Annotated in this window: 11 protein-coding genes and 1 pseudogene; all 12 read right to left on the bottom strand. The window is 64.8% G+C overall.

Features of this window, described 5'->3' with window-relative positions; genetic code table 11:
- Positions 1 to 143: 143 nt before the first annotated feature.
- The 12 genes and pseudogenes from QFZ91_RS38895 to QFZ91_RS38840 all read right to left on the bottom strand — a co-directional run bounded on the left by QFZ91_RS38895 (position 144) and on the right by QFZ91_RS38840 (position 17,941).
- Complete coding sequence (locus tag QFZ91_RS38895) at positions 144 to 1,541, bottom strand: aspartate aminotransferase family protein (protein ID WP_429570529.1); 1,398 nt, start codon at positions 1,539 to 1,541, stop codon at positions 144 to 146.
- A gap of 44 nt (positions 1,542 to 1,585) precedes the next feature.
- Positions 1,586 to 3,109, bottom strand: coding sequence for an NAD-dependent succinate-semialdehyde dehydrogenase (locus QFZ91_RS38890; protein WP_429570528.1), 1,524 nt, complete (start codon positions 3,107 to 3,109; stop codon positions 1,586 to 1,588).
- A 168-nt stretch (positions 3,110 to 3,277) separates the two neighbouring features.
- Entirely contained in the window at positions 3,278 to 3,769 is a 492-nt protein-coding gene (locus QFZ91_RS38885) for an Lrp/AsnC family transcriptional regulator (RefSeq protein WP_013092605.1), read from the bottom strand.
- A 7-nt stretch (positions 3,770 to 3,776) separates the two neighbouring features.
- A complete protein-coding gene (gene doeB / locus QFZ91_RS38880) occupies positions 3,777 to 4,802 on the bottom strand; it encodes a N(2)-acetyl-L-2,4-diaminobutanoate deacetylase DoeB (RefSeq protein ID WP_429570527.1) in 1,026 nt (341 codons plus the stop codon).
- 53 nt (positions 4,803 to 4,855) lie between these two features.
- Positions 4,856 to 5,860 (bottom strand): cyclodeaminase, encoded by a 1,005-nt coding sequence (locus QFZ91_RS38875; protein WP_429536521.1) that lies wholly within the window; start codon positions 5,858 to 5,860, stop codon positions 4,856 to 4,858.
- Positions 5,857 to 6,889 (bottom strand): annotated as a pseudogene (eutB, locus tag QFZ91_RS38870) (hydroxyectoine utilization dehydratase EutB). The gene QFZ91_RS38875 and the pseudogene eutB overlap by 4 nt, the downstream one beginning before the upstream one ends.
- A 181-nt stretch (positions 6,890 to 7,070) precedes the next feature.
- Positions 7,071 to 8,468 carry a PLP-dependent aminotransferase family protein gene (locus QFZ91_RS38865; protein ID WP_176378678.1) on the bottom strand — a complete coding sequence of 466 codons (1,398 nt, stop codon included), beginning with the start codon at positions 8,466 to 8,468 and terminating at the stop codon, positions 7,071 to 7,073.
- 233 nt (positions 8,469 to 8,701) lie between these two features.
- Entirely contained in the window at positions 8,702 to 9,238 is a 537-nt protein-coding gene (locus QFZ91_RS38860) for a chromate transporter (protein WP_176121023.1), read from the bottom strand.
- Between the two features lie 44 nt (positions 9,239 to 9,282).
- Positions 9,283 to 9,897 carry a chromate transporter gene (locus QFZ91_RS38855; protein WP_429570526.1) on the bottom strand — a complete coding sequence of 205 codons (615 nt, stop codon included), beginning with the start codon at positions 9,895 to 9,897 and terminating at the stop codon, positions 9,283 to 9,285.
- Between the two features lie 9 nt (positions 9,898 to 9,906).
- The gene (locus QFZ91_RS38850; RefSeq protein ID WP_429570525.1) at positions 9,907 to 11,508 is read right to left on the bottom strand and encodes an efflux transporter outer membrane subunit; all 1,602 of its coding nucleotides are present in this window, start codon (positions 11,506 to 11,508) and stop codon (positions 9,907 to 9,909) included.
- Complete coding sequence (locus tag QFZ91_RS38845; protein WP_429570524.1) at positions 11,505 to 14,819, bottom strand: efflux RND transporter permease subunit; 3,315 nt, start codon at positions 14,817 to 14,819, stop codon at positions 11,505 to 11,507. Before QFZ91_RS38845 ends, QFZ91_RS38850 begins: the two co-directional genes overlap by 4 nt.
- Positions 14,816 to 17,941, bottom strand: coding sequence for an efflux RND transporter permease subunit (locus QFZ91_RS38840; RefSeq protein ID WP_429570523.1), 3,126 nt, complete (start codon positions 17,939 to 17,941; stop codon positions 14,816 to 14,818). The genes QFZ91_RS38845 and QFZ91_RS38840 overlap by 4 nt, the downstream gene beginning before the upstream one ends.
- Positions 17,942 to 17,956: the final 15 nt, after the last annotated feature.

Below are 17,956 nucleotides of genomic sequence, written 5' to 3'. Positions count from 1 at the left end.
CGATGGTCGCGATGAATCCTATCGCGGCGGCTCTAGCGCCGTGGGCGATCATGAAGCAATAGCGCCAGCACCACCCGAAGCAAACAAAGGCCCCGACCACCTACCGCATAACAACAGCCGGGGCTTTCTCACACCTCAGTTCATCAAAGCGAAGCAGCCGGCGCAAACACCTGCGACGCCACCTCATCCACCGCTTCGCGCGTCAACTTGACGATCTCGTCGACATCACTGCGCGACGTCACCAACGGCGGCGCAAAGCCAAGGATGTCGCCATGCGGCATCGCCCGCGCGATCAGTCCGCGCTGCATCGCGGCAGCCGACACACGCGGCCCCACCTTCAGCGCCGCATCGAACGGCGTGCGGAGATCCTTGTCGGCCATGAACTCCAGCGCGGCCAGCATACCCTCGCCGCGCACTTCGCCGACGAGCGGATGCGAGTCGAACGCCGCATGCAGTTGCTGGAGCAGATAAGCGCCGGTTTGCGCCGCGTTCTGCGTCAGGTTCTCGCGCTCCAGAATGTCGAGGTTGGCGAGCGCCGCGGCCGCGCAGATCGGATGGCCCGAATAGGTCCAGCCATGACCCAACGCGCCCGATTCCTGCGATGCCTTATCGATCACATCCCACACGCCCTCGCTGACGATCACGCCCGACAGCGGCGCATACGCACTCGTCAAACCCTTCGCGACGGTGATCAGATCCGGCTGAATGCCGTAGTGCTGCGCACCCATCTTCGAGCCAAGCCGGCCGAAACCGCACACCACTTCGTCGCAGATCAGCAGAATGTCATGCTTCTTCAGCACCTGCTGGATCGCGGGCCAGTAACCGGCCGGCGGCGGTACGATGCCGCCCGTGCCCATCACCGGTTCGCCGATGAAGGCCGCGATCGTATCGGCGCCTTCGCGCGCGATCAGCTTTTCGAGTTCGTCGACGCAGTACGCGACGAACTGCGTTTCGTTCATGCCCGCCGGCGCGCGGCGATACCAGTGCGGACACACGGTGTGCTTGACGCGCTCGACCGGCAGATCGAAGAACTGATGGAAGCTCGGCAAGCCCGTGAGACTACCGGTGACGATACCCGAGCCGTGATAGCCACGGTCGCGCGAAATGATCTTCTTCTTGTTCGGGCGGCCCTTCACGTTGTTGTAGTACCAGACGAGCTTGATCTGCGTTTCGTTCGCATCCGAACCCGACAAGCCGTAGTACACCTTCTTCATGCCTTTCGGTGACCAGTCGATGATGCGCGACGACAGTTCGATGATCGTATCGGTCGAGTGGCCGACATACGTGTGGTAGTACGCGAGCTTCTTCGCCTGCTCGTAAATCGCCTCTGCCACTTCGGTGCGGCCGTAGCCGATGTTCACGCAGTAAAGGCCGGCAAATGCATCGATAAACGATTTGCCTTGATGGTCCTCGATACGGATGCCCTTCGCGCCGGTCACGATCCGGCCCGGCAGCGCGCCGCTCGCGTGATCGTGCGCGTGCGTCGACGGATGCATGAAATGTGCGCGGTCGGCGCTCAGCAGTTGATCGAAATTAGTCATGGGTCGCTCCTTCGTGTGATGTCTTGATGAATGAATCAGTAGGTTCAGGCCGTTGCGTCCGTCGCCATCGCGTGTGCCGCGGCACGAGCGGGGGCGCTGTCGCTGACCGGCAAGCCGAGCTGGCCAAGGCAGAAATAACGTGTCTCGACGAACGGCTCGAAGCCTTCGACGCCGCCTTCGCGTCCAAGCCCCGACGACTTGATGCCGCCGAACGGAATCGGCGCGCCGGTAAACTTCGCGCCGTTGATGGACACCATCGCGAAGTCGAGTCGGCGGATCAGTTGAAACACAGTGTTCAGATCTTTCGCGCAAACGTAGGCGGCGAGTCCGTACTCGGTGTCGTTCGCGCGTTCGACCACTTCGTCGAGCGAATCGAACGGCGTGACCGCCGAGATCGGCGCGAAGTTCTCTTCGTCATAGATGCGCATGCCGGGCGCAGCATCGGCCACCACGGTCGGCTCGAAGAACCAGCCGCCGCGCTCGTGCGCCGAGCCGCCCACCGTGATGCGCGCGCCCTTCTCGCGCGCGTCGGCGACGCGCTGCACGGTCGAGTCGAACGCGGCCTGGTGCATCAGCGGGCCGACGTCCACGTGCGGGTCGAATGCATTGCCCACTTTCAACGCCCTCACGGCATCGCTGTATTGCGCTACGAACGCTTCATACAACGGACGCGCGACGAAGATCCGGTTCGCCGCGCAGCAGTCCTGGCCCGAGGTCTGGAACTTCGCCGCCACCGCGACGCGCACGGCCTGTGCGAGGTCCGCATCTTCGGTCACGATGAAAGGCGCGTTGCCGCCCAGTTCGAGCGCGGTCTTCTTGATGCCTGCCTGCGCGGCCGTTTGCATCACCAGTGCACCGACGCGCGTCGATCCGGTGAAGCTGACCGAGCGCACGCGGCTATCCGAAACCAGCGTTTCCATCGCCATTTGCGGCTCGCCGAGCACCACGTTGAACACGCCTGCCGGAAAGCCGGCTTCTTCGGCGAGTTGCGCGAGCGCGAGTGCGGAGAACGGCGTCTCGTGCGCGGGCTTCGCGACTACCGTGCAACCTGCGGCCAGCGCGGCAGCGGCCTTGCGCGTGAGCATTGCGCACGGGAAATTCCACGGCGTGATCAGTGCGGCGACGCCGACCGGCTCGATGATCGTGCCAAGATGCGCGCCATCGATATGCGTCGGAATCGTGCGCCCATTCAGGCGCCGCACTTCATGCGCGAACCATTCGACGAAGCTCGCGCCATACGCGATTTCGCCGCGCGCTTCGGCAATCGGCTTGCCCTGTTCGAGCGACAGGATCGCAGCGAGATCCTGCTGATGACGCAGGATCAGCTCATGCCAGCGCAATAGCAGCGCCGAGCGTTTGGCGACCGGCACCCAGCGCCACGTGTCGAACGCGCGCTGCGCGGCATCGACTGCGGCGGTGATCTGCGCCGCGTCGAGCATCGGCACATGGCCGAGTACTTCCTGATTCGCGGGATTCTGCACTGCGACGCTCGCGGCGCTCGCGCTATGGACCCAGCGTCCATCCACGTAGCACAGCGATTTGAATAGGACCGGATGACCCAGCAACATGACGACCTCCTGTGTGCGATGTCTCTGCTATCACTGTAGGTCCTCAGGCACTGCGGATTTTTTTGTTGTCGTGGTTGGAAGACCGCGTTTTTTCTGCAATTCGCCGCGTGATTGATGTTTTTTCGGGCGGGACTTTTGACCGTATTTGGACCGCACTTATCGCGCCATTCAACCGTTCTCGCCAATCGATTGTTCCGCCCAATCAGGCAGTCCTTCGGCGCCGCTTTTCACCACCTTCGTGACGATATAGGTGAAGTACTTCTCGATGCCCAATTCGTCGGTGAGCAACGTATCGATGAAGCGCTGATAGTGGTCGATATCGCGCGACAGCACGTGCATCACATAGTCGACGCCGCCGCCAGTCGCGAGGCATTGCACGACTTCGGGCGCGGCCGCGATGCGCTCCTCGAAGCGCCGCATGTCCGGTGCGGTATGACGCGCCAGCGTCACCTCGACCACCACGCGGCTGCCTTTGAACGCGCGCACCCAATCGATGTCCGCGCGATACCCGCGAATCACGCCCTCTTCTTCCAGGCGCTTCACGCGCTCCCATGCCGGCGAAATCGACAGATTGATTTCTTCGGCGAGGCGCGACTTCGTGATGCGTCCGTCGCGCGCGAGAATGCGCAGAATCGCGAGATCGTAGCGGTCGAATTTCATCGCGCGTTCAGGCCGTTACCGGTATGCCACGTTCTAGCACGTCGGCGACCACCGCAACCGTATCGCCGATCCGCACGAGCCCCGGAAAATGCCGCGCCGCGAGCATGCCCGCGCGTCGCGCGCGATATTCGATCGGCGCGGCGCCGGTGCGATTCGCATCGTAAACCCGCGCGATCACCTCGCCGCTATCGACCATCTCGCCGAGGTCCTTGCACAATTCGAGCAGACCATCGTGCTCGCTCGTCGTGTAGCAGGTGCCATCGGGCATATCGAGCAGCGTGGTCGTGCGTGGTGCGTTACGGCTCGATTCGTCCTGCTCGATGATCCCCGCATGCTGCAGAAAGCCGCGCACGCCACGCTCGGTAACCGCCACGCTCTGCACCGTTGCGGTACCGCCGCCGCCAAGCTCGGTCGACACGAACACCTTGCCGGCTTCCTCGACGGCCGTGTCGTAAAGCCCGACGCTATCTAGCTCGAGCATCCGCATCGAGTACGGCGCGCCGAACGCGCGCATCGCCGCTTCGCAGCGCGCCTGCTGCGTCGCATCGGGCAGCACGTGAATCGCGGCGAACGGCACGAAGTCGAGTGTGCGGCCGCCCGCGTGCAAATCGAGCACATAGTCGGCGAGCGGCAGCAGATAGCGCTGAAAATAATCGGCGATCTTCTCGGTCACGGTGCCGTCTGGCTTGCCCGGAAAGCTGCGATTCAGATTGCCGCGATCGATCGGCGACGTGCGCGTGCCCGCGCGAAACGCCGGAAAGTTCATGAACGGCACGATGATCACGCGCCCGCGTACGTCACTCGCCTTCAAGGTGGCGGCGAGCTTCGACAGCGCGATCGGCCCTTCGTATTCGTCACCGTGATTGCCACCCGTTAGCAGCGCGGTCGGTCCCTCGCCGTTGCGGATCACGGTGATGGGGATCATCTCCGCGCCCCACGCGGAGACGTCGTGAGAATGAGGCAGCTTCAGGAAACCATGCTGTTCGCCGTCGGCGTTGAAATCGACCGTCGGTTGAATCGGGGATGCCCGCATCTGTGCTACTCCTTCGTGAGCCGCTTGTGCGGCGTTTTACCGTTGATCGCGCGTCATTTCAGCGGCGCGCCGTTGCCAAATGTCGTCCCCGCCTTCGCGGCACGCGCGCGCTGCAAGGCGAGCGCGGCTATCGCGGTGTCCTGCGCGCCGGTTCCGGTCAGATCGCAGATCGTCACGTCGGTGTCGCTCGTGCGGCCCGCCGCCTGTTTGGCTATCACCTGACCCAATTCGACGATCGCCGCATCGTCACGCATCGTGCCCGCGGCAATCGCGTGATGCAGTTCGCCGAGCACCCGCGTTTGCTGCGCGCGGTCGCACACGTAGCGCGCCGCCGCGAGCGCGGCCGGCGCGATTTCGTTCTTGTGTTCGGCGTCCGAGCCCATCGCGGTGATGTGCAGGCCCGGATGCAGATCGGCGGCTTCGATGAGCGGCGTGCGGCTCGGCGTCGTCGTGATCGCCACGTCCGCTTCGGCAAGCGCGTCGTGAACGCTGGCCGCGACGTCGCAGCGCACGCCGAGCGTGTTGTTCGCTTCTGCTGAGAAACGTAGCGCGCTCGCCGCGTCGCGCGCCCACACTCGTACGTGTTCGACGCGACGCACCAGCATCAGGGCGCGCAGTTGCAGGCGCGCCTGCTCGCCCGCGCCGATCACCGCGACGTGCGGCGTGTTGGCTTTCGCGAGCCAGCGCGCCGCGACCGCGCCGGCGGCCGCCGTGCGTATCGCGGTCAGATAGCCGTTGTCGAGCAGCACCGCCTCGGTCAATCCGGTCTTCGCCGACAGCACCAGCATCAGACCGTTCAGGCTCGGCAAACCAAGCGACGGGTTATCGAAAAAGCCCGGACTGACCTTGATTGCGAAGCTGTCGAGGCGCGGCAGCCAGGCCGTCTTCACATCGACTTCGCCGTTATGCGCGGGCAGATCGAGCCGCAGGATCGGCGGCATCGCGACCGCTTCGGTCGCGAGCGCGACAAAGGCGGCTTCGATCTGGTCGATAGCCGCGAGATCGAGCGGCACGAGATTGCGAAGCTCGGCTTCGCCAAGGAGCGTGATCGAGGTCATGATGCGGTATGTGGGTTCGGTGGCGGTTCGGCTTGCGATATTTCGTTGCCGACGATCCGCCGATGCAGATCCATATCGATGTTCGCGCCCGTCACGACGAGCACGAGCGGCCCGCGCGCGATGCGCTCAGCGGGCAGCGCGCGATCGAGCACCGCGGCAATCCCCACCGCCGCCGCGCCTTCGACGACGAGCCGTTCCTGCCGATACGCATGCGCGATACCGCGCGCGATCGATGCCTCATCCAGCAGCACCGGTTTCGTCGATCAGATCGCGCGTCAGCGCATACGTGTAGCGGTTTTCGAGTCCGATGCCGCCGCCGAGCGAATCGGCGAGCGTATCGACTTCCTCGACCAACACCGGCTGACCGACCGCTAGACTCGCGTGCATCGCGGCGCCGCGCGCCATCGTCACGCCGGTCAAACCGATCGCGGCACTCGTGCTTTTCGCGGCGAGCGCGATGCCGGCAAACAGCCCGCCGCCCGACAACGGCACGACGATGCTCGCGACATCGGGCAAGGCCTCGACGATTTCGAGCCCGATCGTCCCTTGTCCAGCGATCACGCGCGGATCGTCGAATGGCGGCACGTAGGCATAACCTTCTTCGTGCGCGAGTCGCAATGCTTCGTGCTCCGCCTCGTCCTGGCTTTGGCCGGTAATCCGTACGTGCGCGCCGAGTGCGCGCACCGCATCGACCTTGTTGGCGGGCACGAGGCGCGACAGACACACGGTTGCGTCGATACCGAGCGCGCGCGCCGCATGCGCGACCGCGCGGCCATGATTACCGGTCGATGCGGTCACCACGCGAGTGCAGCCCTGCTCGGCCAGTTGCGCGAGCGCATTGGTCGCGCCGCGCAGCTTGAAGCTGCCGGTCGGCTGGACGGTTTCGAGCTTCAGATAGACCGGCGTGCCGGCGTGCGCCGACAGGCTCGGTGATTCGACGAGCGGCGTACGGCACACGCGGCCGTCGATACGGCTGCGCGCGCGGTAAATGTCGGCTAACGACAGATCGGCTGACGATGGAACGGACATGCGCGAGGCCCTGCATCAAAGTGGTCGATTCCCATTCGATGCGGGCACGGCTGTCGCAGATAAACGCAGTGATTCGCGGCCGCATCGTTTTCCATGCAGCCCAGTCTAGTGTTCTAAAAAAGGATTTTTATTGTCCTAGTTCATTTCGATCAGCGCCGACGCAATTCGCGCACCCGCGCGATCAGGTGAAATCGTGCACCTGCGGGTATTGCTCGAACACATCGTGCATCGTTTCGAGCGCGGCTTTGTAGGTGTCTTCGCTAACCTCGGCGCCGACGCAAACGCGCACCGCATTAGGCCGGTCCGCGTCGCGCACGAGGAATGGATCTGGCGACGTCACCGCGATGTCGCGGTTGCGCAGTTCGCGCACCAGCCGGTCGGTGCGCCAGTGATCGGGCACCCGCAACCATGCCGACAATGCCTGCGGATGCGCGCCCAGGACATATTTACCGAGCGTCTGCTGCAATTGCGCCTGACGCCGCCCGAGCCGTTCACGCTGAATTTCGACGAGCCGCGCGGCCGTGCCGTCGACGATCCAGCGCGTGGCGATCTCGGCCATCGGCGGGGTCGCCATCCAGCTGCTCACGCGCAGCACGCTCTCGGCGCGCAGCGCGAGCCGGCGCGGCGTCGTCATATAGCCGATGCGCAAACCGGCCATCACCGACTTCGTCAAGCTCGTGCAGTAGAACGACAGCTCGGGAATCAGGCTCGAAATCGGCGTGGAATGTTTGGCGGGCAACGGGCCGTACACGTCGTCCTCGATCACGTAGACGCCGTAGCGTTCGGCGATTTTCGCAATCGCGCGACGCCGCGAATCGGGCATCAGCGCGACGGTCGGGTTGTTCAGCGTCGGCGTGCAGACGAGCGCGGAGATGCGCTCGCTGTCGCACATCTCCTCGAAGTGTTCGGGGTGTATGCCGTACTCGTCGATTTCGAGGCCCTTCAGCGTGAAGCCGAGCACGTTGGCCGAACCTATCACGCCGTGATCCGTCAGGCTTTCGCACAGCACGGTGTCGCCCGGTCCCACCAGCGAAGCAAGCGCGAGAAAGATGCCGTGCGCGGCGCCGTTGGTGACGAGCAGCGTATCGGCCGAAGCCGGCATGCCGAGCGACGCGAGCCACGCAATGCCCGCCTGGCGATGATGCTCGAAGCCCGCGATCGGCCGGAACGCGCGAATCCACGGTTGATCGTCGAGCGTCGAGAGCGTCGCGCAGACCTTGCGCCACATCGCATCGTGCTCGGACGTGTGAATGATGCGCGCGATCGAAAAATCGACCACCGAGCGCTCGGCCGTATCGAGCATGTAGCTCGACATCGTTTCGGTGACGCGCGCCGCGACGAAGCTGCCGCGCCCTACCTCGCAGCGGATCAGCCCTTGCCGCTCCAGTTCCTTGTATGCATTGGTCACGGTCTGCACGCTGATCGCGAGTTCGGCGGCGACGTCGCGCTGCGGCGGCAGGCGCGCGCCCGGCGGCAGCGACGTGTTCTCGATGTCGCCGGCAATCGCCTTGACCAGCCGCTTGTATTTCGACTCCACGCCGTGCACCGCGCGCACGGCCTCGCGCCATTGCTCGATCACCGTTGCTCCTCCGTTTATCGCGACGCCGGCTTCGTTTGAAGTCGTGTCGTCTTGCCTGATCTCCAATAGTGAGGCAAAAACGGGGCGGAAAATAATTGTCCTAGAGCAATTGGGGCGAAAAAATGTGGGGTGGGATGCAGGCGATTTGGTTCATCGCCTGAGCACAGTCACGGGGGAAAATCGCGTCAGATACTGAACATCTCGACTGGCGAAGGTAGTTGTGTTCCCCTGCGCTACAGCAACCCCGCAAAATGCATCAGCACAAAAACGATCGCCCCTCCCGCGATCAGCACCAATGCATTGATACGCGTCCTCATCACGAGCACGGTCGCGATTGCCGCGGTCAGCCACGCAATCCATCCGCCTTCGAGGTCCTTGATCAGCACATAGACGGCCGCGAGAATCAGCCCGGCGGCCACGGGGCGCAGCCCAGCCTGCAACGCATTCAGCCAGCGCGCGCCTTCGTGCCGATTCCATACGTGCACGACGCCATACATCAGAAACGCCGTCGGCCCGAATAGCGCAACGGTTGCGACGAGCGCGCCGCCGACGCCGCCGACCTGGTAGCCAATCAGCGTCGCGAGCAATGAGCCGGGACCGGGCGCGAGCCGCGCGATCGCGAAGTCGCTGAGAAATTGCGCATGGGTCATCCAGTGATGCACGTCGACGACCTGGCGTTGCACTTCGGGGATGATCCCCTGCCCGCCACCGACGGTGACGATCGACAGCGGCGCGAAAACCGAAAACAGCGCGATGAGAGTTCTGAGCACGGCGGAAGCTTTAGGGGAGTTTGACTTGTGGCGACAAAAGCCGATCAGGGCTGGCGCGCCTCGCGCACGTACTCGTAGCCAACGCTCAACGCGCCGGCAATCAGTACGGTCCACACCAGCGACACGCGAAACACCGCGGCGGCCGCGAACGTCGCGAGCAGCACAAGATAGGGAAACACGCGGCGCGGCAAGCGGCGCGCCGCGGTGATCGCCATCGACAGCGACAGCCCGATCGCACCGGCCGCGGCGCCAGCGAGCGCGATATGCGTGAGCGGAAACGACGCGATCGCCGAAAAGAACGCGCCCAGCAGAATGATCACGACGGCGGCCGGAAAGATGATGCCGAAAAATCCCGCGACGGCGCCGCGCCAGCCGAGCAGCCGGTAACCGATCCAGATCGCCAGATTCTTCACGTTGACGCCGGGCAGCGCCTGCGACAACGCGAGGCCGTTGAGAAATTCGTCTTCGCTCATCCAGTGCCGGTCGTGCACGAACTCGCGCATGAACCAGCCGCTCAAGCCGCCGCCAAAACTCGTCAGACCGATGCGAGCGAAGATCAGAAAGAGGCCCAGCGAGGTCACATCGCGAGGCGGTGGCGCGTCGTCTTCGGGTGCCGATACCGGGCCGCTGACGTGGTGCCCGTGGATGCCTTTGGCCAATGCTCGTCCTTAGTCGTTTTGATCGTGCCGCGCTTGCCGCGCGCCCGGCATGATAGCCGCAGATGTCCCCGCTGACGTAGCCGATGGAGCAGACGCAGCCGACGATGCAGCCGCCGCCGGATGCCGCGGATCATGCAGCTCACCGGTCGACCACCCGCCGCCCAGATCGCCAAACAACGACGCCGCGTGCAGCAAGCGCGATTCCTGCACGTTCAGCGCGGTCTGCCGCGTGGTCAGCTGCGTCGCTTGCGCGGTCGCGACCGTCGTGTAATCGACGGTGCCCGCCTGGTACTCGTTGAACGCGATCTCCGCGCCTCGGTCCGCATCGCGCACCGCCGTTTCGAGCACGGCCGCCTGCTCGGCGAGAATGCGCAGGCCGGACAGATCGTCCTCGACGTTCTGGAACGCGCCCAGCACCGTGCCGCGATAGTTGGCAACGGCCGAGTCGTAGGCCGCCTTCGCCGCATCGACGTCGGCGCTGCGCAGGCCGCCGTCGAACAGCGTCTGGGTCGCGCTGCCGCCGAGCGACCACACATAGTTCGCGACCTTCAGCAGACCGGACAGCGGCGACTGCGTGAAACCCGCCGTGGCCGACAGCGAGATGTCCGGGTAATACGCGGCCACCTCGACGCCGATCGCCGCATTCTGCGCGGCCATCTTGCGTTCGGCGGCGGCGATGTCGGGCCGCCGTTCGAGCAGCGTCGACGGCACGCCGACCGGCACCGACGGCAGCGCTGGCATCGCGGTGCTATGCGTGATCGACAGCTCCTCCGGGTTCTTGCCGACCAGCACCGCGATCGCATGCGCTTGCTGCGCGCGCGCGACGCCGAGCGCGATCAGATCGGACTTCGCGGTATTCAACTGGCTGCGCGCGGTGATCACGTCGCTCGGCGGAATGGTGCCCGCGCGATCCTGCTCGGTGACGACGTCGAGAGCATGCTGATATGCGACGACCGTTTGCTGCAGCAGGTCGATGTTCGCGTCGCTGGTGCGCAATTCGATGATCGCCGTTGCGAGCGCGACCTGCTCGGAGAGCGTCGCATTCGCGAGCGTCGCTTCGCTCGACTGCGCGCTCGCGGCGTTTTGCTCGACGGTGCGGCGCACCTGACCCCACAGGTCCGGCGCCCAGCTCACGTTGCCTTCCAGCGAACCCGAATTGACGATGCGCGTCGACGTACCATTGACGAAGCTTCCCGCTGCACTGACCGAACCGCTGCTCGCGCGTTCGCGCGTCGCCGAGCCGGTCGCGCCGATCGTCGGGAACAGCGCCGCGTGCGCGGCGCGCACTTCGGCGAGCGCTTGCTGGTAGTTCGCGTAGTCCGCGCGCACAGTCTGGTTCGACACCGCGACGAGCGGTTCGAGTTCGTCGATCAGCGGATCGTTGAACGAGGTCCACCACGTGCCCTTCGGGCCGGTCGCGTTCGGCTCGGCCTGGGTCCAGCCCGGCAGCTCCGAGTACGTGGCGGGAACGCTGACCTGCGGCCGGTGGTAGTCCGGGCCGACCATGCAGCCGGCGTTGAACAGCGCGAGCAGCGCGACGGCGAGCGTCGCGACGCCCGGCAACCCGGCGCGCGGCCCCGTCATTCGTTCAGAAGAAATCTTCATCGTCATGCCTTCGTATCCGGTTGTCCCGGCGTCGCGTCGCGGTTCCAGCGCAGCCCCGCGGACCATCTGACCAGCCGTGCGCGCAGACGGTCGAGATACAGATAAATCACCGGCGTCGTATAGAGCGTGAACATCTGGCTCAGAATCAGCCCGCCCATCACCGTGATACCGAGCGGCTGGCGCAGCGAGCCGCCTTGGCCGATGCCGATCGCGAGCGGCACCGCGCCGAGCACGGCCGCGAACGTCGTCATCATGATCGGCCGCAGACGGATCAGCGCGGCCGCGTGGATCGCATCGCGCGCGGGCATCCGTTCGTGGCGCTGCAACTGGATCGCGACGTCGACCATCATGATGCCGTTCTTCTTGACGATACCGATCAGCAGGATGATGCCGATCATCGCGATCACCGAGAACGGCGTGCCGAAGATCAGCAGCGCAAGCGTCGCGCCGATGCCCGCGGACGGCAGCGTCGACAGGATCGTCAGCGGGTGGATCGAGCTTTCGTACAGCACGCCGAGCACGATGTAGACGACGCCGAGCGCCGCGAGAACCAGCAGCGGCACCACGCCCATCGACTGCGAATAGGCCGCCGCCGCGCCCGCGAACGAGCCGTGAATGCTCGCGGGCATGCCGATGTCGCGGATCGTCTCGTTGATCGCCGCGCCTGCCTGGCTCAACGACCCGCCGGCCGGCAGGTTGAACGAGATCGTCGCGGCGACGAGCCCGCTCTGGTGGTTCACCTGCGTCGACGTATGGCTGTTCCTGTACGACGTCAGCACCGAAAGCGGCACCATCGTTTCGGCAGCCGTACTATCTGCGCTGCCGGTCGAGCTGCCGCCCTTGCTATTGGCGATGCTGTTGTTGGTCGCGTTCGACTGCGCGTCCGAGTTGCGCGAGTTCGTGTTCGACGATGCGCTGGCCGTGGTCGCGCTAGTCGTCGCCGACACCGTGCCATGCGGCATCTGCGTCGCGGCCGTGCCGGTCGGATTACCCGCGGACGCGCTCAGATAGATCTGGCTCAGCGTCTCCGGATACTGCCAATACTCGGGCGCGACCTCCATCACGACGAAGTACTGGTTCAGCGGGTTATAGATCGTCGACACGGTGCGCTGGCCGAACGCGTCGTACAGCACATTGTCGATCTGGTTCGGCGCGAAGCCAAAGCGCGCGGCGGTCGCGCGATTGATCGTCAGGTAGGTCTGCAGGCCGTTCTGCTGCAAGTCGGAGTTCACGTCGAGCAGCCGCCCGCGCTCCTTCGACAACGCGGCGGCGAGTTTCGGCGTCCACGCGAACAGTGCGGCGGAATCGTCGCTCGTCAGCGTGTACTGGTACTCGGCCGCCGATTGCCGCCCGCCGATGCGCAAGTCCTGCTGCGCCTGCAGAAAGAGCCGCGCGCCCGACACTTCGTCGAGCTTCGGACGCAGGCGGTTCACGACCTGGGTGGCCGTCGCGTGCCGCTGCGACAGCGGCTTTAACTCGATGAACACGTTCGCGGTATTGAGCGCGCGTCCGCCGGTAAAGCCGGCGACCGACTGCACCGCAGGATCTCTCTGCACGATCGTTTGCAACTGCGCGAGCTTCTTCTGCATCGCTGTAAACGAAATGCTCTGATCGGCGATGATCTGCCCGATCACGATGCCGGTGTCCTGCTCGGGAAAGAAGGTGGCGGGTACCAGCTTCAGCATGAACACGTTGCCGACCAGCAGCGCGAACAGCAGCAGGATCACCAGCAGCGAATGATCGAGCACGGCCGTCAGCGAGCGCGCATAGACATCCTTGAAGCGATCGAACTGCCGCTCGATCCACTGCGCCCAGCGCGCTTTCGAATGACCCGTTTTGTCGCGGCTCAGCACGTACGCGCACATCGCGGGGGTGACCGTCAGCGAGATCACCAGCGAGATCAGGATTGCGATCGACAGCGTGATCGCGAACTCATGAAACATCAGTCCGACGATGCCCGGAAACAGAATGATCGGCAGAAACACCGCGATCAGCGACAGGCTCATCGAAATCACCGTGAAGCCGACTTCGCCCGCGCCCTTCACCGCGGCCTCTTTCGGACTCAGTCCCAGCTCCATGTGCCGCACGACGTTTTCGAGCACGACGACCGCGTCGTCGACGACGAAGCCGGTGCCGATGGTCAGCGCCATCAGCGACAGGTTGTCGATGCTATAGCCGAGCAGATACATCGGCCCGAAGGTGCCGACGATCGACAGCGGCAACGCGACCGCCGGAATCAGCGTGGCGCGCGGCGACTGCAGGAAGATGAACACGACGCCGACCACCAGCAGCACCGCGATGAACAGCGTGCGCTCGGTATCGCCGACCGACGACGTGACCGACTGCGAGCGATCGATCGCGACATCCACGTGCACGCTGCTCGGCAACGTCGCTTCGATCGCCGGCAGTACGTTGCGGATCTGCTGCACGGTGCTGACCACGTTGCTGCCCGGCATCGGATAGACGATCACCAGAATCGCCGACTTGCCGTTGAAAAGCCCCGCATTGCGGATGTTTTCGTTCGAGTCGCGCACCTGGGCGACGTCGCGCAACTTCACCGGCGCGCCGTCGCGATACGCGACCACCAGGTCGCGATACGGCGCCGCGTGCGTGATCTGATCGTTCGAGGTGACCACGTAGCGCTGATCGCCGACGTCGATATGCCCCTTCGCGCTGTCGGCATTGGCCGCGCTGATCGCCGCGCGCACGTCTTCCATGCCGATGCCGTAGCTATTGAGCCTGCCCGGCTGCAACTCGACGCGCACGCTCGGCAACGCGCCGCCGCCGAGCGTGATCTGGCCGACGCCCTGCACCTGCGACAACTGCTGCTGGATCACCGAATCGGCGGAGTCGTAGAGTTGCGCTTTGGTCAGCGTGTCCGAGGTCAGCGACAGCACCACGATCGGCGCGTCGGCCGGGTTGTACTGGCGGTAGCTCGGATTGCTGCGCAGCGTGGTGGGCAGATCGGCGCGCGCGGCCTGGATCGCCGCCTCGACGTCGCGCGCGGCGCCGTTGATGTCGCGCTTCAGACCGAACTCGACGATGATCATCGACGAGCCGACGTAGCTGATCGAGGTCAGCTCCTCGACATCGGCGATCGTCGCGAGCCGCCGTTCGAGCGGCTCGGCCACCGTCGACGCCATGATGTTCGGGCTCGCGCCGGCCATGTTGGCCTGCACGACGATCACCGGAAACGCGATGTTCGGCAGCGGCGCGACCGGCATGCGGAAATAGGCGAGCGTGCCGGAGATCAGGATCGCGATCGCGAGCAGCGTCGTCGCGACCGGTCGCCGGATGAAGAGCGCCGGGATGTTCACCGCGTGCCCTCCGCGCCACCTGCGTTGCGCTTAGCGCGCTCGGCGCGCCAGCGGTTCACGCGCGTGGCCATCCGGTCGAAGAACAGATAGATCACCGGCGTCGTGAACAGCGTGAGCACCTGGCTCAGCGTCAGACCGCCGATGATCGCGAGGCCGAGCGGGCGGCGCAGTTCCGAACCGGTGCCGGTGCCGAGCAGCATCGGCAGCGCGCCGAGCATCGCCGCGAGCGTCGTCATCAGGATCGGGCGGAAACGCAGCAGCGACGCCTCGAAGATCGCCTCGCGCGGCGCCTTGCCGTGATTGCGCTCGGCGTCGAGCGCGAAGTCGACCATCATGATCGCGTTCTTCTTGACGATGCCGATCAGCAGCACGATACCGATGATGCCGATCACGTCGAGATCCATCCCCGCGAGCATCAGCGACAGCAATGCGCCGATGCCCGCCGACGGCAGCGTCGACAGGATCGTGACCGGATGGATGAAGCTCTCGTACAGCACACCGAGCACGATATACACGGCAACGAGCGCGGCGATCAGCAGGTAGACCTCGCTCGATAGCGAATCCTCGAACGCCGCGGTCGCGCCTTGCAGCGACGACGTGATCGACGGCGGCAGGTCGATCGCCTGCTCGGCCTCGCGAATATCCTTGACCGCGGTGCTCAGCGACGCGCCCTTCGCGAGATTGAACGAGATCGTCACCGACGGGAACTGCGCAAGGTGACTGATCACGAGCGGGGCCTTCCTGATCTCGATCTTCGCGATGCCGGACAGCGGCACCTGACCCGTGCTGCTGGTCTGGCTCGGCAGATACAGATTGCCGATCGATTGCACGGTCGGCATCGACTCCGGCTTCGCGACCAGAATCACGCGGTACTGGCTCGACTGCTCGAAGATCGTCGACACGATGCGCTGGCCGAGCGCGTCGTACAGCGCGTTGTCGATCGTCGCGGGCGTGATGCCGAAGCGCGCGGCCAGTTGCCGGTTCACTTCGACGTTCACGCTGAGGCCGTCGGTGTTGAGGTCGCTCTGCACGTCCGACAGCGACGGAATCTGCTTCAGACGCGCGACGAGTTCCGGCACGTACTTCTGGAACGCCTGCTGGCTCGGTCCACGCAACACGAAGCTGTACTGGTTCGGCGACACCGTCGTGTCGAGTGTCAGGTCCTGCTCGGGCTGCATGAAAAGCTTCACGCCCGGCACATGCGCGACTTCCTGCGCGAGCCGGCGCGCGATTTCCTGCGCGTTGTCTGAACGCTTGTCCTTGTCGCGAAGATTGATCAGGAAGCGGCCGTTGTTCAGCGTCGCGTTGGTGCCGTCGATGCCAACGTACGACGTCAGCGACACCACGTCCGGGTCCTTCAGGACCGCATCGGCGAGCGCGCTCTGCCGCTTCACCATCGCCGCGTACGACACCGAGTTGTCGGCGACGCTGATGCCCTGGATCACACCGACGTCCTGCACCGGAAATAGCCCCTTCGGAATCACCACATACAGGATGCCGGTCAACACGACGGTGGCGACCGCGACCATCAGCGTCGGCGTCTGATGGTCGAGCACCCAGCGCAGGCCACGCTCGTAAGCCGCAAGCGTCTTGTCGAACAGGCGCTCGCTGATGCGCTCGAAGCGGCTCGGATGCCGCTCGGCCTGCGCGCGCAGCATCCGCGCGCACAGCATCGGCACCACCGTCAGCGACACGACCGCCGAAATCACGATCGTGACCGCGAGCGTCACCGCGAACTCGCTGAACAGGCGCCCGATCACGCCGCCCATGAACAGCAGCGGAATCAGCACCGCGATCAGCGAAATGGTCAGCGACAGAATCGTGAAGCCGATCTGCCCCGCGCCTTCGAGCGCGGCTTCGAGCGGCGACATGCCCTCTTCCAGATAGCGCACGATGTTCTCGATCATCACGATCGAGTCGTCGACCACGAAGCCGGTCGCAATGATCAACGCCATCAGCGACAGGTTGTCGATCGAATAGTTGAGCTGGTACATCACCGCCAGCGTGCCGATCAGCGAGACCGGTACCGAGATGCTCGGAATCACGGTGGCGGGCACGTTGCGCAGGAACACGAAGATCACCGCGACGACCAGCACGATCGCGAGAATCAGCTCGAACGCGGCGTCCGCGACCGACGCGCGAATCACGCCGGTACTGTCCGACACCACCGTCACTTTCATGCCGGCCGGCAGCGTCGATTCGAGCTGCGGCAGCACCTTCATGATCTGATTGACCGTCTGGATCACGTTCGCGCCGGGCTGGCGCTGCACGTTCAGCACGATCGCGGGCGAGCCGTTGTACCACGCGCCGCGCTCGACGTCCTGCGCGGCCTGGCTCACGCGCGCGACGTCGCGCATGTAGACCGGTGAGCCGTTCTGATAGGCGATCACCGTGTCCAGATAGTCTTTCGGGTCGGTGATCTGATCGTTGCCGTTGATCGTGTAGTCGAGATCGGGGCCGTCGAAATTGCCCTTCGGCTGGCTCACGTTCACGTAGCTGAGCAGCGTGCGCAGATCGTCGATATTGAGGCCGTAGGCGGCGAGCTTGTGCGGGTCGGCCTCGACGCGGATCGCGGGCACGTTGCCGCCGCTCGTCGTCACGACGCCGACCCCCGCCACCTCCGAGATCTTCGTGCCGAGGCGATTGTTCGCGACGTCCTCGAGCTGCGTCAGCGACATCGACTTCGACGTGACCGCGAGCGTCAGAATGGGCTGGTCGGCGGGATTGACCTTCGCGTACGTCGGCGGCGCCGGCAGGCCCGATGGCAGATAGCTGTTCGCCGCGTTGATCGCCTGCTGCACGTTCTGCTCGGCGATGTCGAGGTTCAGCGACAGATCGAACTGCAGCGTGATCACCGACGCGCCGTCCGAGCTGTACGAGGTCATCTGCTGCAGGCCCGGAATCTCGCCGAGCTGCACTTCGAGCGGCGCCGTCACGGTGGTCGCCATCACCGTCGGGCTCGCACCCGGATAGAAGGTCTGCACCTGAATCGTCGGATAGTCGACGTTCGGCAGCGACGACACCGGCAGCACGCGCATCGCGATCAGGCCGATGAGCACGAGCGCGATCATCAACAGCAGCGTCGCGACCGGGCGAAGTATGAACAGGCGGGAAATGTTCATCGGCGCGGCGGTCCG

The organism is Paraburkholderia sp. JPY419 (assembly GCF_050435705.1).
Lineage (GTDB): Bacteria > Pseudomonadota > Gammaproteobacteria > Burkholderiales > Burkholderiaceae > Paraburkholderia > Paraburkholderia youngii.
Note: the sequence above shows the minus strand (reverse complement) of the source record. Positions and strands in the feature narration are given on the sequence as shown.

What these genes read in the sequence shown, in the direction of transcription:
- QFZ91_RS38895 (WP_429570529.1), bottom strand. Translation starts at nt 1,541, where the DNA reads ATGACTAATTTCGATCAACTGCTGAGCGCCGACCGCGCACATTTCATG.
- QFZ91_RS38890 (WP_429570528.1), bottom strand. Translation starts at nt 3,109, where the DNA reads ATGTTGCTGGGTCATCCGGTCCTATTCAAATCGCTGTGCTACGTGGAT.
- QFZ91_RS38885 (WP_013092605.1), bottom strand. Translation starts at nt 3,769, where the DNA reads ATGAAATTCGACCGCTACGATCTCGCGATTCTGCGCATTCTCGCGCGC.
- doeB (WP_429570527.1), bottom strand. Translation starts at nt 4,802, where the DNA reads ATGCGGGCATCCCCGATTCAACCGACGGTCGATTTCAACGCCGACGGC.
- QFZ91_RS38875 (WP_429536521.1), bottom strand. Translation starts at nt 5,860, where the DNA reads ATGACCTCGATCACGCTCCTTGGCGAAGCCGAGCTTCGCAATCTCGTG.
- QFZ91_RS38850 (WP_429570525.1), bottom strand. Translation starts at nt 11,508, where the DNA reads ATGACGATGAAGATTTCTTCTGAACGAATGACGGGGCCGCGCGCCGGG.
- QFZ91_RS38840 (WP_429570523.1), bottom strand. Translation starts at nt 17,941, where the DNA reads ATGAACATTTCCCGCCTGTTCATACTTCGCCCGGTCGCGACGCTGCTG.